The following is a 23,211-nucleotide window of genomic DNA, read 5'->3' as shown; positions in this document are numbered from 1 at the left end:
CTCAGGTCGCCGGTCGCTCAGATCCAGACGGCGACGGCACCGAGGGTGCCGATCAGTCCGACCACGATCAGCAGGATTCGGAAGCCCCTGCTCGGCGCGAGTCCGAGCAGCAGCAGCACGAGCAGCGGCGCGAAGGCGATCGAGTACCGCGCCACGACGGGGTAGTCGACTCCGTAGTTGAGCGCGTTCGAGATGCGCAACGCCACCGGATAGGCGACGACCGCGATCACGGCGCCGAGGGCGGTGATGTGCTGGGTGGTCCACGGCGCGGCCGTTCGCGGCGCACGACCGCTGAAGTCGATCCGCAGGAGCGCGCACGCGAGCGCGCCGAAGACGATGATCGTCACGGTGGCGGGCATGCCCGCCGCGGCGTATCGAACGAGGATCGAGAAGAAGCCCTGGCCTGCGACCATTCCCGCCGCCCAATCGGTCCACGGCGTGTGCAGTGCCGCGGCCTCCTGCACGGCTCCGAGCGCGACGTTCCGCCAGCTGCTCATCTGATACGGGCCGTAGACCTCCGCAGCGGTCCGCGTCGCGGTCGCGGCGATGTACCGGCCCCACAGGAACACCGGCAGGACCACGATCGCGATCAGGACGACCAACTGCCACCATTTCGCCTGAAGCCGCGGACCCGGCGATTCGACGCGACGACGACGACCGAGGATCAACTCCCACGCGATGAGGAAGAGGAACGCCGCGACGGGCAGCGAGTCGATCACGGCGTTGACCGAAGCGAACGCCGCCGCGAGCGCGAGCCAGACGAATCCCTTTCCGCGCTTGATCCACAGCAGTCCGGTCCCGGCGACGAGCGCCCCGGCCAGCAGCGCGGTCGAGTTGGGAGTCACCATCACGCCCATGACGCTCATGCTCGTCGCGGCCGAAGGCACGGCGACGGCGGCGATGAGCCCGAGGCGCCGGTGACCGAGCAGCCAGGCGAACGCACCGCAGGCGGCCACGCCGAGCGTCATCAGGAGTGCGCTGAAGAGTCGATACGTGTCGATGCCGTACGGGCCGTGCGTGCCGATGATCGCCCTGAACGCCTCTGCGACCACGAAGTACGTCGGGTAGTGGATGTACCCCGTCGTGTACGTGCCCGACGGGATGTCGGACGAGTCCAGACGCGCGTCACCGCAGCCGTACGGGAGCGCACCGGCCTGATGCCCGACGCCGCAAGTCCACTCGTCGATGACCTCCTGCTCGTAGAGGGCGCCCTGGTTCGACAGCGTGCCCTCGTGCATCTTCACCGCGGTGTCGAAGTGCACGTGCTCGTCGAGCCACGACATCGGGTGTCCGTCGATCGCGAGGATTCCGAGCGAGATTCCGTAGAAGATCACCACCAGCGCCGCGACGATCGCGCTCACGAGGTCGCCGTGACGTGACACCGCACGCCCTGCGCGGCGCACCGGGCCCACCTGAGGTCCGGTCGCCGGCGCGTCCGACGGACGATCCGGGCGTGCGTGTGCGGAACTCATGGACTGCCTTTCCTGAAGACTCGGATCTCACCGCCGAGTCGCCTCGACACCGTATGCGGCGGACCGCGACCTGAATGCGACGCGTCGCCGAGTCCGCAGGTGGGAGTGGAGAGCGAGAGCGCGCCGTCATACTAGCAAGCGGCGTCGTCGCTTCGACCTGCTCGACGAGCGCAGGCGGGTTCGCCGCCTCGCCCGGGCGCCTGACAGGCCGGCCCAGATCCGCCCTGTATCCTAGCGCGGGCCGCCTCCAGACCGCGGGCGGCCGGGGAGGAGTGCGCGTGCACGGGGTGTTCGTCACCATCGACGTCGACTGGGCGCCGGACTGGGCGATGCGACGCTTGCTCTCGACCCTCGTCGAGGGCGGCATCCGCTCGACCTGGTTCATCACGCACGAGACCGACGTCCTCGACGAACTCCGCAGCCACTCCGACCTCGTCGAACTCGGCATCCACCCGAACTTCCAGCCGGGCTCGAGCCACGGCGCCGACCCGGCATCCGTCATCGACGAGTGCATGCGGATCGTGCCGGAGGCCCGCACGATGCGCACGCACTGCCTCGTGCAGTCGACGCCGATCCTCCAGACCGTCGTCGACCGCAGCCCGATCGAGCTCGACACGAGCCTCTACGTGCGCGACCTGCACGGCGTGGAGCCGAGCGAACTCCCGCTCGACCATGACCGATCGCTCGCGCGCGTGCCGTACGTCTGGGAGGACGACCTCGAGTTCTTCGCGCGCGCCCCGCGCTGGGACGGTCGGACGTTCCTCCGCGACCGCCGTGCGTCCGACGAGATCACGATCGTCGACCTGCATCCGATCCACGTCGCCCTCAACAGCGCGTCTCCGGTGAACTACCACGCCCTTCGCAACTTCCACGCCGGGGACATCCGTCGGGTGCCGGAGCGCGACGCCGAGGGGTTCATCCACGACGGACCGGGCGCGGCGACCTTCCTCGACGACCTGATCGCCGAGTCGCACCGGCCGAACCTCGACTTCGCACGCCCACTCGTCGACCTGGTCGGCGAGCTCGAGACGCTCGAAGCGCGTCGCACCGCCTGACGCCGCGGCTCGCATCGCCGACCGCGCGTCGCACCGCTTGACGTGCGCTCCCGCACTCAGGGCACGAGTCGGCCGTTCGCGTCCGTCCTGATGACGCCGCCCTGGAACGTCTGCGTGCATCCGGTCGCCGAACAGGACATCGCGCCGATCGGGAACCCGTACGGCCCGGCGGCGCCCGCGCGTGCGAAGTAGTGCGCTCGGATCGGCTCGGCGACGCTTCGCGGCGTGTTGCCGACCGCCGCGTAGATCGACGCGTTCTGGAACGCCTGGCCCGCTCCACCGGTTCCGTACGGCAACTCCATGGCAGGGCTGATCGGGTACCCCCAGGCGCCCGCCGGACCGCCTGCCGCCTGATAGGCGGCGAGGTAGACCGTCGGTACCGCATACCCGCCGGTCGCCGGGCTCCAGTAGATCGTCCCGTTCTGGAACGACTGCGAGCAGCCGCCCCCGGTGAGGCCGCACGATGCGGCCGCGGTCGGATAGCCGAGCGAGCCCGTCGCTCCCCCGAAGCCGAAGTACGTGTCGCGGATCGCACCCGACACGAACACCGCGGCACCGGCTCCCAATGCATACGCCGATCCACCCGTGAACGCCTGTCCCCAGCCGCCCGGCAGCGCGACGGTGTGGGTGAGCGGCCAACCCCAGGCGCCGCCGCCTCCGCCGGCTCTCGAGTACGCGTCCCAGATCGCGCCGCGGACGGAGTAGGCACCGGTCGCCGCGGTCCAGAGCACGACACCGGCCTCGTACGACTGCGTGCACGACCCTGCCGGGCTGCCGCATCGGAGGTCGCCGGTCGGCCATCCGAGCGGGCCGGCGGCGCCACCGGTGGCGAAGTACCCGTCCCGCACCGGCCCGTACACGGCGCGCGGCGCGAGCCCGGTCTTGCGGAAAATCGCGCCGGACGCGTACCCCTGCGCGAGCCCGCCGCCACCGTACGGGTAGTAGACCATGATCCCGGAGATCGGCCCGAGCACCCCGGCCGGCCCGCCCGTCGCGGCGTACGCAGCCTCGATGTCGGGCGAGCCGATGCGCGCCGGACCGGTCGGCGGCGCGATGATCACCCCGTACTGGAACTCCTGCACGCAGGTGCCGTCACCGGAGCAGGACTCGGCCTTGGTCGGGAACCCGAGACGGCCCGTCGCGCCGCCGTACGCGAAGTAGAGGTCCCGGATGGTGCCGTCGACGAAGTACGCCGTGGAGCCCGTCGCGTAGGCCGAGCCGCGGGTGTAGGCCTGCCCGATTCCGCCGGGGAGGTTCGTGATCATCGTCGTCGGCGCGCCCCACGAGCCCCCGATTCCGCCCGCCGCGGTGAAGCCGGCCCCGATGACGCCCCAGATCGCATGCGCGCCGCCGCTCGCGGTCCAGACGACGTCGCCGGCCGCGAACCGTTGCCCGCACGCACCGCCGGGGAGTCCGCAGGTCTGGTCGGCGACGGGCCAGCCCATCGGCCCGGCCGCGCCGCCCTGCTCGAAGTAGCCGCCGCGGATCGGGTCCTTCACGAGGAACGTGCCCGCGGCCGAGGAGTACAGCGACCCGCCGGTGAAGAGCTGCCCACTGCCGCCGCCGTTGTCGGGGATCGCCTGCTGGCTGAGCATCGGCCAGCCCATCGGTCCGGCCGCCCCTCCGAGCGAGAAGTAGTAGTCGCGCAGTGGACCCGCGCTCACGGTGCGAGCCCCGGTGGTCGCGGTCCAGTAGATCGATCCGTTCTGGTAGGCCTGCCCGAGCCCGCCGCCGTTCTCGGGGATGACGAGGACCTCGGTGATCGGCTGGCCCAGGTGGCCGGACGGCCCGCCCTGCGCGCTGTACTCCGCCGCGATGTACGCGCGCCCGTCCGGACCGACCGTCGGCCCGAACCAGTTGTTGTAGAAGACCCAGAAGTTCCGGTTGCCGTAGGCGCTGCATCCGTTGCCGGTCCCGCCGAGATTCGCCAGCGCCGCATCGTTCGGCGTGTAGGGGGTGTAGTAGTACAGCGCGGCGGTCGCCCGGCTCTTGACCAGCACGCCCTTCGTCCCGCACCCCGCGTCGGGGTGGTACCTGATCTGGTTCACCTGGCCGACGCGGATGTAGGTGAAGGACCCTTCGGGATTGCCGTACCAGGTCAGCTGCCGACCGGCGGCGAACACCTGGTTGAAGAAGCCGTAGTAGGTCGAGTCGCAGACCGCGGTGTCGGGGCATCCGTAGCCCATCGCCTTGCGCATCACGCTGTCGGACGGCGCCGGGTTGGTCACCAGGCTCTGCTCCTTCTGCAGCGTGACGAGGATCACCTTCGCGCTGAGGTTGCACGCCTGCTGCACCTTGAAGATGATGCGGGCCGCCGATTCGCCCGCCGCTCCCCAGTACGTCGCGCACGTGCCGAACGACCACGTCCTGGTCGGCGTGTCGGCACGATAGACCGCAAGGCAGTTCGAGTTCGCGCACGAGCCGCCGACCGCGTTCACCAGGAACTGCTGGATCTCGGCTTCCGTCATGGCCGAGCCGTTGTAGAAGTTGCCGTCGCTGATGATGTTGCCCGGGTCGAAGTCGGCTCCCGACAGCGCCTCGGCCCGCACCGGCATCGCGACGACGGCGGCCGCCGCGAGCACCAGGCCGGCGACCACGGCGACGACTCGTCTCCCCAGCATCTTCACTGCGCAGCCTCCCCCGAGGCGGTCGGCGTGAGCCGACCTGGGGAACAGGCTAACCCACGCCCCTTCGATGTGGTCAGTGGCCACCGCGTTCGGGGTGCGCACAGCCCCTTGCCGAACGCACTCGGTAGGATGCACTGGACCTCCCCGAGAAAGCACGAGATGCACGAACCACAACCCCCTGCCTTCGGGCGGATCGTCGATGAGCCGCTGCGCCGAGTCGGTCGCGACGGCTCGTTCGCGCGTGGAACCTGGGCCTCGCTGGCCGAGGTGCTCCGTCACCGCGAACTGCTCGGTCGGCTGATCTCGCGCGAGATCCGAGCGAAGTACAAGAACAGCAGCCTGGGTGTCGTCTGGTCGCTCATGCGCCCGCTCGCGCAGCTGCTCATCTACTACGTCGCGATCGGCAAGTTCATGCGCGCGGCGGAGTTCACCCCGGATTTCGCCATCTTCGTGTTCACCGGACTGACCGCGTGGAGCCTGTACAGCGAGATCCTCTCGGCGGGCACATCGTCGATCGTGTCCAACGGCGGCCTCGTGAAGAAGGTCTACGTGCCGCGCGAGGTCTTCCCGCTCGCGGCGGTGGGCGGGTCGCTGTTCAACTTCGCCGTGCAGTTCGGCATCCTGCTCGTCGCCACACTCGTCTTCGGCGTCGCGCCGCTGCATCCGCAACTCGCGTACCTGCCGCTCAGCATCGCGCTGATCCTCGCGTTCGCGACCGCGATCGCGCTGATCCTCTCCGCGTTGAACGTGTACCTCAGGGACATCCAGCACCTCGTGGAGATCCTGCTCCTGATCCTGTTCTGGGCCTCGCCGATCGTGTACCCGCTGAGCTTCGTGCACCAGGCGATCGGCGGGACCTTCCTCGAGGAGCTCTACCTCGCCAATCCGGTCACGCTCGCGGTGCTCGGCATGCAGCAGGCGATGTGGATCTCCGGCACGAACGACCCGTCGCAGTACTGGCCCCCGGACCTCGGCCTCCGGATGTTCATCGCACTGCTGGCGGGGATCGTGCTCCTCTGGATCGGCCAGCGGGTGTTCTCCCGACTTCAGGGCAATTTCGCGCAGGAGCTATGACCACCACCACATCGAGCGATCCCCTCGTCGTCGTCTCGCACGTCTCGAAGCGGTTCGTCCTCCACAAAGACAAGTCCGTCAAAGACCGGCTGCTGTCCTGGCGACAGCGCAACCGGTCGCGGTCCGAGTTCCGCGCGCTCGACGACGTGTCGTTCGAGATCGGCCTGGGCGAAACCGTCGGCCTCATCGGGCACAACGGTTCGGGCAAGAGCACCCTGCTCAAGGTGCTCGGCGGGATCATCGAGGCATCCGCCGGCGAGGTCTACCGTCGTGGCCGGATCGCGGCGCTCCTCGAGCTCGGCGCCGGATTCCACCCCGATTTGACCGGTCGTGACAACGTCTACCTGAACGCCGCCATCCTCGGCATGACGACCGCGCAGACCGACCGCGTCTTCGACGACATCGTCGAGTTCTCCGGGATCGGCGAGTTCATCGACTCGCAGGTCAAGTTCTACTCGTCCGGCATGTACGTGCGCCTCGCATTCGCGGTGGCGGTGCACTCCGACCCCGACCTGCTGCTCGTCGACGAGGTGCTGGCGGTCGGCGACGAGCCGTTCCAGCTCAAGTGCATGACGAAGATCCGCGAGTTCCAGAAGGACGGCCGCACGATCGTGCTCGTCAGCCACTCGGCAGAGCAGGTCGCCGACGTGTGCACCAGGGCGATCGTGCTCGACGGCGGGCGGATCGTGCACGACGGAGACGTCGGCGCCGGCATCCGCACGCTCAGGGAGGGTTACGAGCGCGATCGTCTCGCCGGTGAGCAGACCGACGAGGGGCCCACGCAACCCGCCGTCGAGATCACCGGCGTCAGCGTGGCGCGCGCCGACGGTGCACCACTCGGCGACCGCCTGATCGAGCGCGGCGCCGACCTCGCAGTCACCGTGCACGCGCAGGTCCATCGTCCGACCGAGTGGGTCAGCGGATTCACGCTGCACAGCTCCCTCGGCCAGGCCATCTACCGACTGAACACGGAAGGACTCGGCATCGACCTGCCTGCGGAGCCGGGCGAGTACGACATTCGCTTCGTGCTGCCCGCCACGAACTTCGGGATGAACCGGCTCGTCGTCTCCGCCGGCGCGACCACGCTCACGGGCGAGCCGCTCTCGCTGCTCGACCCGGCCGGGTTCCTCGACTTCGAGGACGACCGGATGGGCGCAGGGGTGATCCAGTTCGACGCCAGCGGCGACGTCTCGCCCGTGGGCGGCGCATGACCGAGAGCACGGCGCCCTCACTCGCGATCGTCACGGTCGGCTACCGCTCGGCGGGACCGCTCGCGGGCATGCTCGCGAGCATTCCCGCGGCCACGAGCCGCCCGGTGATGATCGTCGTGGCCGACAACCTTCCCGGCGCCGACGACACGCCCGGCGTCGTCGGAGCGATCGGGGGCGACTACGTCGCCATGACGCAGAACCTCGGCTACGGCGGCGCCGTGAACGCGGCGGTCACCCGGCTGCCGGGGGTGGTCGAATGGATCCTCGTCACCAATCCCGATGTCACGTTCCACCCTGAGGCGATCGACCGCCTGCGCGAGGTGGGCGAGGCGGACCCGCACGTCGGTGCAGTCGGCCCCCTCGTGCGCAACGCCGACGGCACGCCGTATCCGTCCGCGCGCGCGATCCCGGGGCTCGGCGTCGGCGTCGGGCACGCCGTGCTCGCGCCGGTCTGGCCGGGAAACCCCTGGACGCGCCGGTATCACGCGGCGACGGCGGTGGACGCGGAGCGCGATGCCGGCTGGCTCTCCGGCTCGTGCGTGCTGGTGCGCCGGTCGGCGTTCGAGGAGGTCGGCGGCTTCGACCCGGACTTCTTCATGTACTTCGAGGACGTCGACCTCGGGGTCCGCCTCGCGCGCGCCGGTTGGCGCAACCGGTTCACCCCCGTGGCCGAGGTCACGCATACGGGCGGCCACTCGACCGAGGGCGAGTCCGACGCGATGGTCCAGGCCCACCACCGCAGCGCCGAGCGGTTCCTCGCGAAGAAGTACCCGGGACCGCTCTGGTGGCCTGTTCGCGCCTCGCTCGCCATCGGCCTGCGGGTCCGCGCCGGGCTGTCGCGTCGCCGTCGTCGCTGAGACGTTCGAGGGGCCCGCGCGCTTCAGCGCACGGGCCCCTCGACCGCGTTCGGTTCAGCCGCGCCGCGCCAGGCGGAGCAGGTAGCCGCCGTACCCGCTCTTCACCAGCGGGGCCGCGAGCTCCTCGAGCCTGGCGTCGTCGATCCATCCGGCCCGCCAGGCGATCTCCTCGATGCATCCGATCTTGAAACCCTGCCGGTCCTCGATGACCCGCACGTACTCCGACGCCTGCATCATCGACTCGAACGTGCCCGTGTCGAGCCACGCGGTGCCGCGGTCGAGCACCTCGACGTTGAGCTTGCCGCGCTGGAGGTACACGTCGTTGACCGTGCTGATCTCGAGCTCGCCCCGGGCGCTCGGCTCGATCGTCTTGGCGATCTCGACGACGTCGTTGTCGTAGAAGTAGAGCCCCGGCACGGCGAAGTCGCTCTTCGGGTTCGCGGGCTTCTCCTCGATCGAGATGGCCCGGCCGTGCTCGTCGAACTCGACCACGCCGTACGCGGTCGGGTCGCTCACCTGATACGCGAAGATCAGCGCCCCGTCGACCTCGGAGTGGCGGCTCAGCGCCGAGCCCAGTCCGCTGCCGTGGAAGATGTTGTCGCCGAGCACGAGGGCGACGCCCTCGTCGCTGATGAACTCCTCGCCGATGATGAACGCCTGGGCGAGCCCGTCGGGCGAGGGCTGCACCGCGTACTCGAGGCGGATGCCGAGCTGCGACCCGTCGCCGAAGAGCGCCTTGAACTGGTCGTGGTACTCGGGCGTGGTGATGATCAGGATCTCGTTGATGCCCGCCATCATCAGCGTCGACAGCGGGTAGTAGACCATCGGCTTGTCGTAGATGGGCATGAGCTGCTTGGAGATGCCCTTGGTGATCGGCCAGAGCCTGGTGCCGGATCCACCGGCGAGGATGATGCCGCGCATCATGCTCCCTTGTTCAGTTCGTCGTAGTACGCGCGCGCCTGTTCCCAGGTGGGCAGCAGACCGGATGCCTCGGCCTCGGCGAGGCTCGGCGCGTCGGTGTCCTTCGGGGAGAGCAGGAGCTCGTCGTCGGGAATGCCGAACTCGAGCCCGACCGCGGGATCGAGCGGATCGATGCCGTGCTCGCGCTCGGCGTTGAAGGTCGAGGTGACCAGGTAGCTCACCGTCGCGTCGTCGGTCAGCGCGACGAAGCAGTGCCCGAGCCCCTCGGCGAGGTAGATCCCGCGCCGGTCGACATCGTCGAGGAGCACCGAGTCCCACTGGCCGAACGTCGGCGAACCGACCCTGATGTCGATCACGAAGTCGATCACCGCGCCGTGCGTCGCCGTCACGTACTTCGCCTGGCTCGGCGGCACGTCGGCGAAGTGGATGCCGCGCACCACGCCGCGCTTGGAGACCGAGGTATTCGCCTGCGCGAGTCGGAGCGGGTGCCCGACGACCTCCTCGAGCCGGTCGAACCGATACCACTCCAGGAACACGCCCCGGTCGTCGCCGAATTGCTTGGGCGTGATCTCGTAGCTGTCGGGGATCTTGAGTTCGCGGATCTGCACGGGAGGAGAGCCTATCAAGGTGTGCTGCGAGCAACCCCGAGTGGCGGCGTCTTCACCCGTGCGAGCGCCGGTGCAGCGCCGTGCCGATCCACCTGATGGGACGGGTCACCCGCCAACTCGTGCTCGAACGGAGTTCGTCGATGGTGCGCTCCCGCGCTGCGAGGTGGGCCAGGGTGTCCTCGTTCCGCGCCTGCAGCATCTCGACCACGTCGTGCAGCGAGGCGATCTCGGCCGGCATCGCCTCGAACCTGGCCTGCTGCTCGACGACCGCGGCGAGCGCCTCGAAGTCCGCCCTGATCCGCGCCGCGGTGGCGTCGTCCGCCGTGAGGAGCCGGCCGACGGGACCGTCCGAGACCTCGCCGATCGCGAGCACGCCGAGCCCGTGGCTGTGGTCGAACGCGAACGTCGGATGCTCGTCGGCGAGTTCGCGCCAGAATCGCCAGACCCCGAAGCCATCGCTGCGTTCGGCGATGTCGTGGAACAGCACGATCCCGCCGTCGCGAACCGTGGAGCGCCATTGCTCGAAGTCCTCGCGGACGTCCTCGTAGCCGTGCCGGCCATCGATGTGGAGGAGATCGACGGAACCGTCCGCGATGAGCGGCCTCGACTCGCTGAACCAGCCGCGCAGCATCGCGACACGACCCGGATAGTCCCGTTCCGCGATCGAGTGGACCGCGTCGTAGACCTCGTCGCCGTAGAAGCCGGCCTGATCGTCTCCGACCCAGGAATCGAGCGCGTTGATCGTGGTGTCGAGTCCGAGCCGGCGCGCCGCCTCGGCGAACACGAAGCACGAGAAGCCGAAGTGCGTGCCCAGTTCCACGATCGTGCGCGGTCGCATCGCGTCGACGAGCCACGACGCGAACGGCGCATGCCCGAGCCATGCCGAGGTGGTGATGTGCGCGGGTTGCCAGTAGGCCGCGGGGCCGAGCCAGAACGGCACGGTTCCGCGTTCCGCGTCGATGTGCGCTGAGTGCGTCGCTGCGTGCAATGCGTCCTGCTTCCTTGCCGGGGGTGTCGACAGTATGCAGGAGGAATCGGTCCGACGCGAGCCTGTCCGGGCGTGCCGGGTAGACTCGATCGGTTCCCATCGACAGGAGACCCACGCATGCGGCTGCTCGTGACCGGCGGCGCCGGCTTCATCGGCTCGAACTTCGTCCACTACGTGCTGGCGAACACCGACCACTCGGTGACCGTCCTCGACAAATTGACCTACGCCGGCAATCTGGCCTCGCTCGACGGCCTCCCGCAGGACCGCTTCCGCTTCGTGCAGGGCGACATCGCGGACGCAGCGGTCGTCGACGAACTCGTCGGATCCCACGACGCGGTCGTGCACTACGCCGCCGAGAGCCACAACGACAACTCGCTGCACGACCCGCGGCCGTTCCTCGACACCAACATCATCGGCACCTACACGCTGATCGAGGCTGCACGCCGTCATGGCACCCGCTTCCACCACATCTCGACCGACGAGGTGTACGGCGACCTCGAACTCGACGACCCCGCGCGCTTCACCGAAGAGACCCCCTACAACCCGTCGAGCCCGTACTCCTCGACCAAGGCCGGCAGCGACCTCCTCGTCCGAGCGTGGGTGCGGTCGTTCGGCCTGCAGGCGACGATCTCGAACTGCTCGAACAACTACGGTCCGTACCAGCACGTCGAGAAGTTCATCCCGCGCCAGATCACGAACGTGCTGCGCGGCGAGCGGCCGAAGCTCTACGGGACGGGCGAGAACGTGCGCGACTGGATCCACGCGAACGACCACTCCTCCGCCGTGCTCACGATCCTCGAGAAGGGCGTGATCGGCGAGACCTACCTCATCGGCGCAGACGGCGAGAAGAACAACAAGGAGGTCGTCGAGGCGATCCTGGCCCAGCTCGGGCAGTCGAGCGACGCCTACGACCTCGTGACCGACCGGCCGGGCCACGACCTCCGGTACGCCATCGACTCGACGAAGCTGCGCACCGAGCTCGGCTGGACGCCGCAGTACTCCGACTTCGCCGCAGGCCTCGCCGACACGATCGCGTGGTACCGCGACAACGAGGCGTGGTGGGGCCCGCAGAAGGCCGCGACCGAGGCGCGCTACCAGGCGCAGGGCCAGTAGGGTGCGCGCGCTGATCACCGGCGCGTCCGGCATGCTCGGGCGCGATCTGCAGGACGCCCTCGCGGGTCACGAGGTGACCGCGCTGGGTCGCGCCGATCTCGACGTGACGGATGCCACGGCCGTCGCTGCGGCGGTCGCAGGCCACGACGTCGTCTTCAACTGCGCGGCGTACACGAAGGTCGACGATGCCGAGGCCGACGAGGCGACCGCCTACGCCGTGAACGCCACCGGCACGGCCAACCTCGCATCGGCGTGCGCCGCGACCGGCGCGCGCCTGGTCACGGTCTCGACCGATTACGTCTTCGACGGGCACGCGAGCGCGCCGTACGCGGAGGACCGGCCCCGGGACCCGCTCAACGCCTACGGCCGCACGAAGGCAGCGGGTGAGGAGCTCGCACTCGCGGCCCACCCCGGCGGAACGTACATCGTGCGCACCGCGTGGCTGTACGGCGAGCACGGTCCGAACTTCGCCGCCACCATGCTCAAGCTGGCCGCCGCGAAGGACACGTGGTCGGTGGTCGACGATCAGGTCGGCCAGCCCACCTGGACGGCCGACCTCGCCCGCAAGCTCGTCGAACTCGTCGAGGCGGATGCCCCGGCCGGCATCTACCACGGCACCAACGCCGGACAGGCGAGCTGGTTCGAGTTCGCGCGCGCGGTGCTCGCCGAGTCGGGCCTCGACGCGGAGCGGATCACGCCGACCGACAGCTCGTCGTTCGTGCGACCGGCCCCGCGACCCGCGTATTCGGTACTCGGTCACGACGCCTGGCGTGCCGCCGGCCTCGAGCCGATGCGAGACTGGCGCGAGGCGCTCCATGATGCCGTGACGAGCGGCGCCGTCTCCGGTTGACCTCGCGGCCGCGCGCCGCAGCGGATCGGATCGGGTCGCGCGGCCGCGGGGAGCGGCTCAGAGCATCCGCGAGTACAGCTCGACCTGCATCCGACGCTTCCAGCGCGCCTGGAGCGTGTCGAGATCACTCGGGAGGATCCGCGGATCGCGCGTCTTCGACTCGAAGTGGTAGAGCCGCGCCCATGGGGTGAAGACCGCGGAGCGGCCCGTCTCGCGGACCTTGAGGTTGAGGTCGACGTCGTTGTAGTTGCCGGGAAGCTCGAGCGTGAATCCGCCGACCTCGAAGTACAGGTCCCGTGAGATGAGCGCGCACGCGGCGGTCACGCCCGAGACCTCGTGGTCGGTCGACATCGACTTGATGGAATCGTCGCGGCCGCCGACCCACCCGAAGGCCGCGTGCCCGGCGACTCCGCCCGTGTAGACCTGCCCCGCGTGCTGAACGGTGCTGTCCTCGAAGTACAACTGCGCGCCGACGATGCCGACGCCGCGCTGCTGCGCGAGACCGAGCATCGATTCGATCCAGTCGTCGGTGACGACTTCGACGTCGTCGTTCAGGAGCAGGAGGTACTCGCCCGACGCGGCGACGGCACCCCGATTCATCTTCGCGCTGAAGTTGAACGGCGCGTCCCAGAGCACCAGTCGGAGGCGATCGCCGCAGAGGTCGCGGAGCTCGTCGACGACCGCGTCCGGGGTGACGTCGTCGGCGACGATGACGAACTCGACGTTGCGGTACGTCGATCGGTCGACGATGCCGCGCACCGCCTCGACGACGAGCACGCGATCCTTCCCGGCGATCTCCGCCGAACCGCCACGCGTCGGGATGATGATCGACACGAGCGGCTCACCGACGATCTCGTACCGGATCCGACGCACGAACGGTTCCAACTCGTCGACCTTCGCCCGCTGACCTGCGCGTTCGAGCGCGGCCTCGACGACCTGTCGCTGCGCCTCAGCGGTTCCGGCGAAATCGCCGGGAGCGAGATCCTCGGTCGCGAGCACCAGGGGCAGCAGGGCGATGCCGCCACCCTCGGCGTCGACCCGCAGCGCCAGGTCGAGGACCTGCGCACGTCTCGCCTCGGGTCGGAACCCGCCGAGCGCGCGTATGGCGGCGACGCGACCGACCACCACCGGACCGAGGTAGTCGTTGCTCCGAAGCCTGATCGGCGAGGCGAGCGGACGAAGCAACGGGAGCCCCTGGTCGGTCACCGAGTCGCCGTAGACGAGGTGGATACCCGGGTTGCGGTCGAGGAAACCCACCCCGCCGGGAATCGCCGTCGGCGTGAGACGGCCCCACCGGACGAGGAACAACGTGTCGGCTTCGGTCTCCTCGATCCGAGCGTTCAGGGCCGCAGCGTCGGCGGCCAGCACGGCGACTCGAGCGGCATCGGCCGTGCCGCGAAGCTCTGCTGCCCGCTCCCGGCCCTCCGGCTGGGCGTCATCGACGAGCACCCGCATCCGCTCGGTCGGAACGCCCGCTGCGATGACGCCGTCGATCGTGCGGGCGAGCGCGCCGGCGTCCATGCCCGCCGCGTCGATCCACGCCTCGATCCGGGACGCGAGCGCTTCGTCGATCGCGGTCATCCCAGGACTCGCCGCTTGGCTGCGCGGAGCACGCGCACCGGGAGCATCACGAGGCGACCGACCCGCCAGGTCCGCGAACCCTGGATCTGAGCGAGATTCGCCTCGGCGGCGACCAGTTCGCTCGGACCGAGCAGCGACGTCGCCCGGAGCTCCTTGACCTGTTGCTCGAGACCGGTGATCCGGTCCGTGAACGCGAGTCGCTCGGCGGCGAGCTCCTGCTCACGGGTGGGTCGCGCCTCGGGCGTCTCATCTGGCCAGGTCGGCGTCGGGGTTGCAGGCACCGGTTCTCGATCCTTTCGGCAGCGGTCGTAAACTAGCCTAATGCCCGCGCCGAACCCGCCCCGTGCCCGTTCGACCACCGTGGGAGCACATCCCCGGGTACTCGCCGTGGTCCCCACGTACCACCCCGATGCGGAGGTCGAGGACCGCCTGTCCGCCCTCGCGAAGCAGGTCGACGGCGTCTTCATCGTCGACGACGGATCCGGCGCGGATGCCGACGAGATCCTCTCCCGCCTCGGAGCGGCAGGCCATGTCGTCCTCCGCCTCGACCGCAATTCCGGGATCGCCGCGGCACTCAACGCCGGCGTGCATGCTGCGCTGGAAGCGGACGCCGACTTCGTCGTGAACCTCGACCAGGACACCGTCCTGCCCGACGGGTACATCGACACGGCGATGCGGATCTTCGCCGCCGCGAACCCGGTGACCCGCGTCGGCATCGTCTGCGTCGACCGTGTCAACGGCGCACCGGCGCTCCCGACCTGGGTGTCGCCGGAGGGCTTCGGGCTCGTACCGGAGGCGATCCAGACCGGGTTCGTCATCAGCCGCGAGTGCCTCGAGTCCGCCGGCCTGTTCGACGAACGGCTCGTCATCGACACCGTCGACACCGAGTACTGCCTGCGCGTGCGCGACCACGGGTTCCGGATCGCCGTGGCCAAGGGCACGGACGTGCGCCACGCGATCGGGCGACGAGCCGAACTGCGGCCGTTCGGCATCCCGCTGCGCCACGAGGACGGCCGGATCGCGACGTATCAATACCACTCGCCGTTCCGCCGGTACTACATCGCCCGGAACAACATCGACCTCGTGTTCCGCAACGCCCGCAAGCGTCCGCGCTGGGTCGCCGCAGTCCTCAAGCGCGAGACGGGCGGGATGATCGTCTCGATCGTGAGCGGCCCGCAGCGGTTCGCGCAGTTCCTCGCCATCACCACGGGTACGGTCCACGGACTCGTCCGCCGGCGCGGGATGATCCCCGGCTGGCTTCGCCGCGTCGTCTCCTGAGCCTGCCGGGGCCCACCGGCCCTACTCGGTCGGCTCCGGCGTCGGCGGCACGACCGCCTGCTGGACGAGCTGGAGGATAACCGCGTAGTCCGGCTCCTCCGGGTCGACGCCGTTGTCCGGCACGAGGTCGACGGCGACGATCGGCAGCTCCTTGGTCTTGGACGCCAGGTTCACGAAGTAGCCGAGCATCGACTGCGGGACATCCGTCTTCACGACCTGCGACCCGGCCGCGGCGATCTCCTGGAACTTCGCGAGCACGTTCGCAGGGTTGAACTGCGCGAGCATCGACTCCTGGATCTGGAGCTGACGGGCCATCCGGTCGTAGTCGCTCGTGCCGTGCCGGGAGCGCGCGTACCAGAGCGCGTGGTAGCCGTCGAGGTGCTGCTCGCCCGCGGGGATCCACTCGGCGACGGTCGTGAACGTCTCGTCCGCGTGGATCGGGATGTCCTCCGGCACGACGACGTCGACGCCGCCGAGCGCGTCGATGAGCTGCTGGAAGCCCGCCATGTCGATGAGCACGTAGTACTGGATGTCGAGCCCGGTGATGCCCTCGACGGCGTCGCGCATCGCCTCGATGCCGGGCTCGCTGCCCTGCGCCTCGGCGTCGGGGTACATCTCGGGGCTCTTCAGCTCGACCTCGGTGTAGATCGAGTTGAGCATGCAGGCGTCGACCTCGCAGCCGTCGATCGCGCCGTAGCCCTCGGGATAGACCTCGTGGAGCGGCGAGTCCTCGGGGAACGGCACGTCCTCGAGGTTGCGCGGGAGGCCGATCGTGACGGCCTGGCCGGTCTCGGCGTCGATGCTCACGACGCGGATGCTGTCGGGGCGGAGCCCGTCGCGGTCGGGTCCGGCGTCGCCGCCGAGGAGGAGCACGTTGTAGCGGCCGTTCTCGTCGGGCGGCTCGGGCGGGCCCGACGCGAACACGCTCGACAGGAACCCGCTCGCGGTCGTCGCGATCACCGCGCCGTACCCGGCGCTGCCGGCGAGGAACACCATGACGAAGACGCTCGACAGCGCGATCCAGGCGCGTGCGGCGGGCGCCGTCTTGACCAGCCGGACGAGCCGGAGCGTGTCGAGCGTGAGCACGATCCAGAGCCCGCCGTAGAAGACCGCGACGAGCGCGATCACCCACAGCCCGATGGAGCTGGTCACGATCGTGAGGAAGACCGTCGGCCAGACGAGCCACACGACGAGCGCGGCGACCGCCAGCGTCCACAGCACGAGCGTCGCGCCGAGCCCGAAGCGGCCGAGCTTCCGATCTCCCGCGAGCGACTGCGCCGAGCCGGGGATCAGCAGGTTGAGTCCCACGAGCCACCAGGCGCGCCGGGTCATCAGCGGACGCGATCCCGCGTCCGGGTGCCGGATCGGGCTGGCGGCGAGGGTCACAGCGACTGCTTCAATCGCTCGTTCTTCTCCTCGACCAGTTCGGCGAGGCCCTCGGCGTGCGCGGCGAGGCGCGCGGTGAGCTCGGGGTCCCCGCTGCCGAGGATGCGTGCGGCGAGGAGTCCGGCGTTGCGCGCGCCGCCGATCGACACGGTCGCGACCGGGATGCCCGCGGGCATCTGCACGATCGACAGGAGGGAGTCGAGGCCGTCGAGGCGCGCGAGCGGCACGGGCACGCCGATCACCGGGAGCGTCGTCACCGAGGCGAGCATGCCCGGCAGGTGCGCGGCGCCGCCGGCACCCGCGATGACGACGCGGATGCCCCGGCCGGCCGCCTCCGTGCCGTAGGCGATCATCTTCTGCGGCGTGCGGTGCGCGGACACGACCTCGACCTCGTGCGGGATGCCGAACTCGTGCAGCACGGCGGCCGCCTCGCTCATGACGGTCCAGTCGGAGTCGGAACCCATCACGACGCCGACGACAGGGTTCACGGAGTGCTCGGTCACTCGATCGATCCTACGACCGCGGGCTGGGAGAACGCGTCAGCCACACCCGCGCGCGGTGCACGACGCCCGGCCCGGGCCGCGACGGGCGCCGGTGCGCGCCCGTGGACGCGACCGCGACTGTGGAGGGGACGTCGCCCCCGTTCGGGGGCGGCTAGGGTGGCATCCGAACCGGATCGATGGAGGCTGTGCATGACCATTCGCCTGCGCGTCGTGGTCGACGCGATGGCCGCACCGGGTTCGGGCCCCTCCGCGCGCTACACGCGGGATCTGACCGAGGCGCTCATCCGGCGGGCGCCCGGCGGGACCGCGGTCGAGGGCATCGTGTCCTCCTCGCCACCGGAGGAGTACGACGCGATCACCGCGGCGCTCCCCGGCCTCGCGGACCTCTACAAGACCTCGCTCGCGCGTCGCGAGCTCCGCGCCGCCTGGCAGCTCGGGCTGACGACCTCGCCCGGCGGCGGGATCATCCACTCCCCCACGCTCCTCGCGCCCATGCGACGGCACGACCCCGCCGGGGGCGACCAGGTCGTGGTCACCGTGCACGACACCATCGCGACGACGCATCCCGACTCGCTCTCCAGCGCCGAGGCCGCGTGGCGGCGCGCGATGCTGAAGCGCGCCCGCAAGCACGCCGACGCGATCGTCGCGACCTCGCACGCGCTCGCGACCCGCCTCGAGGAGCGGTACGGCTTCGGCGACCGCCTCCGAGTGGTGCCCCCGGCGCCCCGGGGCGGGCTCACCGCTCCGGGCGACGAGGAGCGCCGCGCCGCGCTCGGCCTGCCCGGCCAGTACCTCGTGACGGTCGGGACCCTCGAGCCCCGCACGGGGCTCGTCGACCTCCTCACCGCGCTCGCCCGGCCGGGCGTGCCCGACCTGCCGCTCGTGATCGCCGGACCGGCGACCTGGGGCGAGCAGCACGTCGCGGCCGCGGCCGACGACGCGGGGCTCCGGCCCGGTCGCGTGCGCGCGATCGACGGGCTCACCGACGCCGAGTACGGCACGCTGCTCCGCCACGCGAGCGCGTTCATCGCGCCCGCCCATGCCGAGGGCCACCCGGAGGTCGTGATCGAGGCCCTCTCGGCCGGCCTGCCGGTCGTGCACTCGGACACGCCCGAGTACACCGAGGCCGCGGCAGGTTCGGGCCTCGTGGTCGCCGTCGGCGTGGGCGGAGATCCCTACGCCGACCGGCTCGCGGCCTCGATCGCCGCGGTCGTCGAGGACCGCGCGCTCGCCGACCGCATGCGCATCGGCGGTCTCGACCGCGCGCGCGCGTTCAGCTGGGACGACGCCGCAGACCGCACCTGGCAGCTGCACGCCGACCTCTGATCGACGCGCTCAGCCCTCGAAGGCCGCCGCCGCCGCGCGCTCGGCCTCGGAGGCCGCGCCGGGCTCAGCCCTCGAAGGCCGCCGCCGCCGCGCGCGCCTCGTAGACGACGTCGTCGAGCTCGTCGCCGATCGCCGTCACGTGGCCGACCTTCCGGCCGGGCCGCGGATCCTTGCCGTAGTTGTGGATCTTGGCGGTCGGATGCTCCGTCATGGCGCCGACGTACCGCTCCGCGAGCGAGCCCTCCGCGGGACCGCCGAGGATGTTGACCATGACCGACCACGGCCGGTGCGTCCCGGTCCCGCCGAGCGGCAGGTCGAGCACCGCGCGGAGGTGCTGCTCGAACTGGCCCGTCGTCGCGCCGTCCATCGACCAGTGGCCGCTGTTGTGCGGCCGCATCGCGAGCTCGTTCACGAGCACGCGCTCGTCGGTGGTCTCGAAGAGCTCGACCGCCATGACGCCGGTGACGCCGAGGCCCTCGGCGATCGAGATCGCGACCTCGGCCGCGACGTCGGCGATCCGGCCCGCGGACCTCGGCGCAGGTGCGATGACCTCGCTGCACACGCCGCCGACCTGCACGGTCTCCACGAGCGGCCAGGCGACGACCTCGCCGCTCGGGCGACGCGCCACGAGCTGCGCGAGCTCGCGCTTGAAGTCGACGAGTTCCTCGACGAGCAGGGCGCCCGCCCGCCCGTCCTCGGCGATCGCCGCGAACCACTCGGCGACCTCGCCCGACGAGCGGACCACCCGCACGCCCTTGCCGTCGTACCCGCCCCTGGGGGTCTTCACGACCGCGGCGCCGCCGTGGTCGCGGATGAACGCGTCGAGCTCGGCGGTCGTCTCGACCCGCGCCCAGTCGGGCACGGGGAGGCCGAGCTCGGAGAGCCGCTCGCGCATGAGGAGCTTGTCCTGGGCGAACCGCAGCGCGTCCGGCCCGGGGCGCACCGCGATCCCGGCGTCCACGAGCGCGCGCAGCACGTCCTGCGGGACGTGCTCGTGGTCGAACGTGACGACGTCGACGGTGCTCGCGAACTCCAGGACGGTCCCGGCGTCGGCGTAGTCGCCCACCCGGTCGGCCGCGAGCCCGGCGGCCATCCCCTCGGCCTCGGCGAGGACCCGGAGGTCCACGCCCAACTCGATCGCCGCGGGAATCATCATCCTCGCCAGCTGTCCGCCGCCGATCACTCCGACCCGCACTCGCGCGACCCACTCTCCGTCGTCCTGACGCGGCGCGAGCGCACCGCGCTCCCAGTCTAGGCGCGCCGCCGACGACTAGGATTCCCCGCGTGACCACCAGTGCCGCCGCGCTCCTCGCTCGCGCGTGGAACGGCTTCATCGCGTACGCGCTGAAGTTCGGCGTGGTCGGCGCCATCGGCCTCGTGCTGGACGTCACGGTGTTCAACGCGCTGCGGCTCGGGGTGTTCGGCATCGACGGGTGGGCGCAGTCCCCACTCGGCGCGAAGACCATCTCGACGATCGTGGCGATCGTCTTCAACTGGATCGGCAACCGCTACTGGACGTTCCGCGACCACCGCAGGCGGAACTACCTGCGCGAGTTCGCGGAGTACGCCGTCGTGTCGCTCGGCGGCATGGCGATCTCGCTCTGCTGCCTGTGGCTCAGCCACCACGTGCTGGGCTTCGACACCCTGCTCGCGGACAACATCGCCTCGAACGTCGTCGGCCTCGGGCTCGGCACGGCGTTCCGCTTCGCCCTCTACCGCTATTGGGTGTGGGGCGCGCACCGCGCCGACGGGCTCTCGCGCGTCGCGCGCGTCGAGGAGGCGCAGCGCGCGCTCTTCGAGGAGCCGCCCGTCGCTCCCGTCGAGCAGGCCGTGCGCGCACGCTCGCGCGTCGCGCCGCCCGGAGCGGACGACGCGACCGACGACCCGGTTCAGGCGCCGGGTGCGAGCGCGGGCTGGAACCAGGGCGGGTAGACGGCGACGCGCGTGCGCACGCCGATGCCGTCGAGCGCGCGCTTCACGCGATCGCGCACGGGCTCGTTCGGGACCGCGATGAGCACGAACCGTTCGAGCGCGACGTGGTCCGCGACGAGGAGTTCCGCTGCGCGCAGGCCCTCGGCGTCGCCTCGGGCGAGCAGGCGGAGCATCCGCTCGATCGCCTGCGGCTCGGTCGCGACCTCGGCGCCCGGCAGCGCCGGGTCGCCGTCGGCGACCGCCAGGATCCCCGGCGTGTCGGCACGGGCTCCGGCCGCCTGGCCGACGGTCGAGACGAGCACGATGAAGTCGCCGGCGGCGAGGCCGTCGACGAGGCGCGGGTCGGCGTCGCCGCGCCGGACCGCATCCCACAGGAGCGCGTCGATGTGCAGGAAGAACGGCACGTGCGCGGCGATGGGCTGGTCGGTGCCCGACAGCACCGCGGAGCGGCGGTACTCGCGTACCGCGGGAGCGGCGATGTCGACGACGGGCTCGGCCGCCGGATCGCCCGCGTCGGCCTGCAGCCCGCCGGATCCGAGGATCCGGGCGAGGTTGTCGAGGTGCGTGACGTGGTAAATGCGCAGCGCCTTGGCGTCGATCGGCGGGCCGTCGAGCCTGCTCGCGGATGCGCCCGCGACGCGGGACGACGGGCTCGTGCGCGACGGCGCCGTGCGGGGACGGGTCCCGGGGACGCGAGCGGAGCGCGACGAGGTGCGCGTCGGCGCGGCCAGGCCCTCGGGGACCGGTGGGGGGAAGCAGATGGCGCAGAGCCCGTCATCGAATCCGTGGATGCACTCGTCTGCCACTGTTCCCTCTCCTCGCGGCCCGACCGGGTTCATCGGGCACCGCCCGACAACTGTACGCGCTCACGCGGGCGTCCTCCGCCGGGCGGGGTCGGGTGGACGGGCTCGACGCCGGGGCTCGGCATGCCGACGGGCTCAGCGCGATCCCCACGCCACGGTGTCGCCCGTGTCCCCGCCTCCAGCGAACGGGCGTGTCGCGAACGGCATCCCCGCGCGCACCGCGTCCTCGGTCAACTCGTGCAGCGCGGACGCGACGACCTCGGGACTCGGCACGTCCCGCAGCACGATCACGGGCCGGTCGTGGCCGGCGTCGATGCGCACGTCGCCGGATCCGGCCATCCGCTGCCCGAGGCTGCGGCGCACGCTGACGGCGTAGCCGGCCCGGTGCGGCAGGTCGCGCCGCGTGCGCACGAAGACTCCGGAGCGCAGGATGACCCGCGTCGTCGTGATCGTCGTCCGGGTGCCGAGCCAGGCGAGCAGCGGCAGCGCCGTGCCGACGAGCACGAGCACCCCGCCCGCGGCGAGCACCGCGATCCGCTGCCACGCCTCGTCGAGCGTGGCGACCAGGTACGACGTCGCGCCGGCCACGACGATGAGCAGCAGCGAGGGCAGGATCAGGATCCTGCCGTGCCGCCGGATCCGAGCCACCACCCGCTCGGTCGCCCCCTTCGGAACGCCGGCCGGGTCGGAACGCGGAGCGGAGCCCATGCCGCCATTATCCGCGACGGGTCGCCGGCGCCGGGCGCGACGTCCCGGATCGCGCGGGTCCGCTGCCGCACTCGCTCAGTAGCGCAGGTGCGTGACGTCGCCCGCCGCGACCGCGCGCGGCTCGCCGGTGTCGTGATCGCGCACGATCAGCCGCCCGCCCTCGTCGAGCGCCTCGGCCGTGCCGACGAGGATCGCGCCGCCGGGCAGTTCGACGCGCACCTCGGTGCCGATCGTCCCGCAGAGGCCCGCGACCAGGTCGGCCGTGCCGCTCGCCGCGGCGTCCCCGCCGGCGGCGGCGAACGCGTCGAACGCGGCGAGCAGCGTCGAGAGGTAGTCCGCGAGGACCGCGTCGCCGTCGGGCTCCCGCCCGGTCGCGAGCAGGAGCGAGGTCGCGGTGATCGCGGGGAGGTCGTGCTCGTCGAGCGTCAGGTTGAGCCCGGCGCCGACGACGACGGCGGTCCCGTCCGGCGAGAGCTCGGTCAGGATGCCGCTCGCCTTGTACCCCGAGATGAGGACGTCGTTCGGCCACTTGAGCTCGACGTCGACGCCGCCCGAGGCATCCTCGCCCTCGTCGGCCGGCGGACCGGTCTCGACCGCCCGGCGCACCGCCGCGGTCATGGCCGCGCCGGCCAGCAGGGGGATCCAGCCGAGCGCCTCGGGCGGGAGCGGATGCCCCTCGGCGTCGAGCGGGCGCAGGAGCAGCGAGATCGCGAGCGTCTTGCCGGTCGGCGCGAGCCAGGTGCGCCCGAGCCGCCCGCGACCGCGCGTCTGGTCGTCGGTCACGACGACCGAGCCGTGCGGCCACGCATCGGCCTCGGGGCCCGCCGCGGCATCGCGCAGGACGTCGTTGGTCGACTCCGCCTGCTCGAGGAACTCGAACCTCGGCACCGTCGCGCGCGACCGATCCCAACTCATCTC

Annotated in this window: 22 protein-coding genes; 9 read left to right on the top strand and 13 right to left on the bottom strand. The window is 71.0% G+C overall.

Features of this window, described 5'->3' with window-relative positions; genetic code table 11:
* Positions 1-17: 17 nt before the first annotated feature.
* Entirely contained in the window at positions 18-1,403 is a 1,386-nt protein-coding gene (locus ACDF64_RS10890) for a hypothetical protein (RefSeq protein WP_394551190.1), read from the bottom strand.
* 347 nt (positions 1,404-1,750) lie between these two features.
* On the opposite strand from ACDF64_RS10890, the gene ACDF64_RS10885 reads away from it, so the two are divergent.
* Positions 1,751-2,527 (top strand): hypothetical protein, encoded by a 777-nt coding sequence (locus tag ACDF64_RS10885; protein ID WP_394551188.1) that lies wholly within the window; start codon positions 1,751-1,753, stop codon positions 2,525-2,527.
* A 56-nt stretch (positions 2,528-2,583) separates the two neighbouring features.
* Here the strand turns inward: ACDF64_RS10885 and ACDF64_RS10880 are convergent, their stop codons facing one another.
* A complete protein-coding gene (locus tag ACDF64_RS10880) occupies positions 2,584-5,148 on the bottom strand; it encodes a hypothetical protein (protein WP_394551186.1) in 2,565 nt (854 codons plus the stop codon).
* 165 nt (positions 5,149-5,313) lie between these two features.
* Here ACDF64_RS10880 and ACDF64_RS10875 point away from each other — a divergent pair, with 165 nt between their 5' ends.
* The 3 genes from ACDF64_RS10875 to ACDF64_RS10865 are packed head-to-tail and all read left to right on the top strand — an operon-like array spanning position 5,314 to position 8,296.
* Complete coding sequence (locus ACDF64_RS10875; RefSeq protein WP_394551184.1) at positions 5,314-6,228, top strand: ABC transporter permease; 915 nt, start codon at positions 5,314-5,316, stop codon at positions 6,226-6,228.
* Positions 6,225-7,439 (top strand): polysaccharide ABC transporter ATP-binding protein, encoded by a 1,215-nt coding sequence (locus ACDF64_RS10870; protein ID WP_394551182.1) that lies wholly within the window; start codon positions 6,225-6,227, stop codon positions 7,437-7,439. Before ACDF64_RS10875 ends, ACDF64_RS10870 begins: the two co-directional genes overlap by 4 nt.
* A complete protein-coding gene (locus tag ACDF64_RS10865) occupies positions 7,436-8,296 on the top strand; it encodes a glycosyltransferase (protein ID WP_394551180.1) in 861 nt (286 codons plus the stop codon). Before ACDF64_RS10870 ends, ACDF64_RS10865 begins: the two co-directional genes overlap by 4 nt.
* 54 nt (positions 8,297-8,350) lie before the next feature.
* Here the strand turns inward: ACDF64_RS10865 and rfbA are convergent, their stop codons facing one another.
* Genes rfbA through ACDF64_RS10850 form a run of 3 tightly spaced genes read right to left on the bottom strand, consistent with a single transcriptional unit; the run spans position 8,351 to position 10,765 of the window.
* Positions 8,351-9,217, bottom strand: coding sequence for a glucose-1-phosphate thymidylyltransferase RfbA (gene rfbA, locus ACDF64_RS10860; RefSeq protein ID WP_394555115.1), 867 nt, complete (start codon positions 9,215-9,217; stop codon positions 8,351-8,353).
* The gene (locus ACDF64_RS10855; protein ID WP_394551178.1) at positions 9,217-9,825 is read right to left on the bottom strand and encodes a dTDP-4-dehydrorhamnose 3,5-epimerase family protein; all 609 of its coding nucleotides are present in this window, start codon (positions 9,823-9,825) and stop codon (positions 9,217-9,219) included. The genes rfbA and ACDF64_RS10855 overlap by 1 nt, the downstream gene beginning before the upstream one ends.
* A 52-nt stretch (positions 9,826-9,877) precedes the next feature.
* Complete coding sequence (locus ACDF64_RS10850) at positions 9,878-10,765, bottom strand: class I SAM-dependent methyltransferase (RefSeq protein ID WP_394551176.1); 888 nt, start codon at positions 10,763-10,765, stop codon at positions 9,878-9,880.
* Between the two features lie 165 nt (positions 10,766-10,930).
* Here ACDF64_RS10850 and rfbB point away from each other — a divergent pair, with 165 nt between their 5' ends.
* Together rfbB and rfbD are read left to right on the top strand one after the other, a co-directional pair.
* Complete coding sequence (gene rfbB / locus ACDF64_RS10845) at positions 10,931-11,926, top strand: dTDP-glucose 4,6-dehydratase (RefSeq protein ID WP_394551175.1); 996 nt, start codon at positions 10,931-10,933, stop codon at positions 11,924-11,926.
* Between the two features lies 1 nt (position 11,927).
* On the top strand, positions 11,928-12,776 hold the full coding sequence (gene rfbD, locus ACDF64_RS10840) for a dTDP-4-dehydrorhamnose reductase (protein ID WP_394551173.1): 849 nt from the start codon (positions 11,928-11,930) through the stop codon (positions 12,774-12,776).
* Between the two features lie 57 nt (positions 12,777-12,833).
* On the opposite strand, the gene ACDF64_RS10835 is transcribed toward rfbD, so the two are convergent.
* Together ACDF64_RS10835 and ACDF64_RS10830 are read right to left on the bottom strand one after the other, a co-directional pair.
* A complete protein-coding gene (locus ACDF64_RS10835) occupies positions 12,834-14,357 on the bottom strand; it encodes a glycosyltransferase (protein ID WP_394551171.1) in 1,524 nt (507 codons plus the stop codon).
* Positions 14,354-14,638 (bottom strand): hypothetical protein, encoded by a 285-nt coding sequence (locus ACDF64_RS10830; RefSeq protein WP_394551169.1) that lies wholly within the window; start codon positions 14,636-14,638, stop codon positions 14,354-14,356. The genes ACDF64_RS10835 and ACDF64_RS10830 overlap by 4 nt, the downstream gene beginning before the upstream one ends.
* Before the next feature lie 40 nt (positions 14,639-14,678).
* Between ACDF64_RS10830 and ACDF64_RS10825 the strand changes: the two genes are divergently transcribed.
* Positions 14,679-15,635 carry a glycosyltransferase gene (locus tag ACDF64_RS10825; RefSeq protein WP_394551167.1) on the top strand — a complete coding sequence of 319 codons (957 nt, stop codon included), beginning with the start codon at positions 14,679-14,681 and terminating at the stop codon, positions 15,633-15,635.
* Between the two features lie 21 nt (positions 15,636-15,656).
* Here the strand turns inward: ACDF64_RS10825 and ACDF64_RS10820 are convergent, their stop codons facing one another.
* Together ACDF64_RS10820 and purE are read right to left on the bottom strand one after the other, a co-directional pair.
* The gene (locus tag ACDF64_RS10820) at positions 15,657-16,967 is read right to left on the bottom strand and encodes an LCP family protein (RefSeq protein WP_394551165.1); all 1,311 of its coding nucleotides are present in this window, start codon (positions 16,965-16,967) and stop codon (positions 15,657-15,659) included.
* Positions 16,968-17,017: 50 nt separating this feature from the next.
* Entirely contained in the window at positions 17,018-17,485 is a 468-nt protein-coding gene (gene purE, locus ACDF64_RS10815; RefSeq protein WP_394555113.1) for a 5-(carboxyamino)imidazole ribonucleotide mutase, read from the bottom strand.
* Between the two features lie 228 nt (positions 17,486-17,713).
* Here purE and ACDF64_RS10810 point away from each other — a divergent pair, with 228 nt between their 5' ends.
* Positions 17,714-18,850, top strand: a complete 1,137-nt coding sequence (locus ACDF64_RS10810) for a glycosyltransferase family 4 protein (RefSeq protein ID WP_394551163.1) — start codon at positions 17,714-17,716, stop codon at positions 18,848-18,850.
* A 64-nt stretch (positions 18,851-18,914) separates the two neighbouring features.
* Here the strand turns inward: ACDF64_RS10810 and ACDF64_RS10805 are convergent, their stop codons facing one another.
* The gene (locus ACDF64_RS10805) at positions 18,915-20,045 is read right to left on the bottom strand and encodes a 5-(carboxyamino)imidazole ribonucleotide synthase (RefSeq protein WP_394551162.1); all 1,131 of its coding nucleotides are present in this window, start codon (positions 20,043-20,045) and stop codon (positions 18,915-18,917) included.
* An 89-nt stretch (positions 20,046-20,134) separates the two neighbouring features.
* Between ACDF64_RS10805 and ACDF64_RS10800 the strand changes: the two genes are divergently transcribed.
* A complete protein-coding gene (locus tag ACDF64_RS10800; protein ID WP_394551160.1) occupies positions 20,135-20,782 on the top strand; it encodes a GtrA family protein in 648 nt (215 codons plus the stop codon).
* Here the strand turns inward: ACDF64_RS10800 and ACDF64_RS10795 are convergent.
* From ACDF64_RS10795 to ACDF64_RS10785, 3 genes are all read right to left on the bottom strand, one after another.
* Positions 20,740-21,588: a DarT ssDNA thymidine ADP-ribosyltransferase family protein gene (locus tag ACDF64_RS10795; RefSeq protein ID WP_394551158.1), complete on the bottom strand. Its 849-nt coding sequence runs from the start codon at positions 21,586-21,588 to the stop codon at positions 20,740-20,742. The genes ACDF64_RS10800 and ACDF64_RS10795 overlap by 43 nt on opposite strands.
* Before the next feature lie 132 nt (positions 21,589-21,720).
* Positions 21,721-22,293 carry a PH domain-containing protein gene (locus tag ACDF64_RS10790; RefSeq protein ID WP_394551157.1) on the bottom strand — a complete coding sequence of 191 codons (573 nt, stop codon included), beginning with the start codon at positions 22,291-22,293 and terminating at the stop codon, positions 21,721-21,723.
* A gap of 75 nt (positions 22,294-22,368) precedes the next feature.
* A complete protein-coding gene (locus ACDF64_RS10785; RefSeq protein ID WP_394551155.1) occupies positions 22,369-23,208 on the bottom strand; it encodes a biotin--[acetyl-CoA-carboxylase] ligase in 840 nt (279 codons plus the stop codon).
* Between the last annotated feature and the right edge of the window lie 3 nt (positions 23,209-23,211).

This window comes from Agromyces sp. MMS24-JH15 (assembly GCF_043518605.1).
In the GTDB taxonomy this organism is placed as follows: domain Bacteria; phylum Actinomycetota; class Actinomycetes; order Actinomycetales; family Microbacteriaceae; genus Agromyces.
Note: the sequence above shows the minus strand (reverse complement) of the source record. Positions and strands in the feature narration are given on the sequence as shown.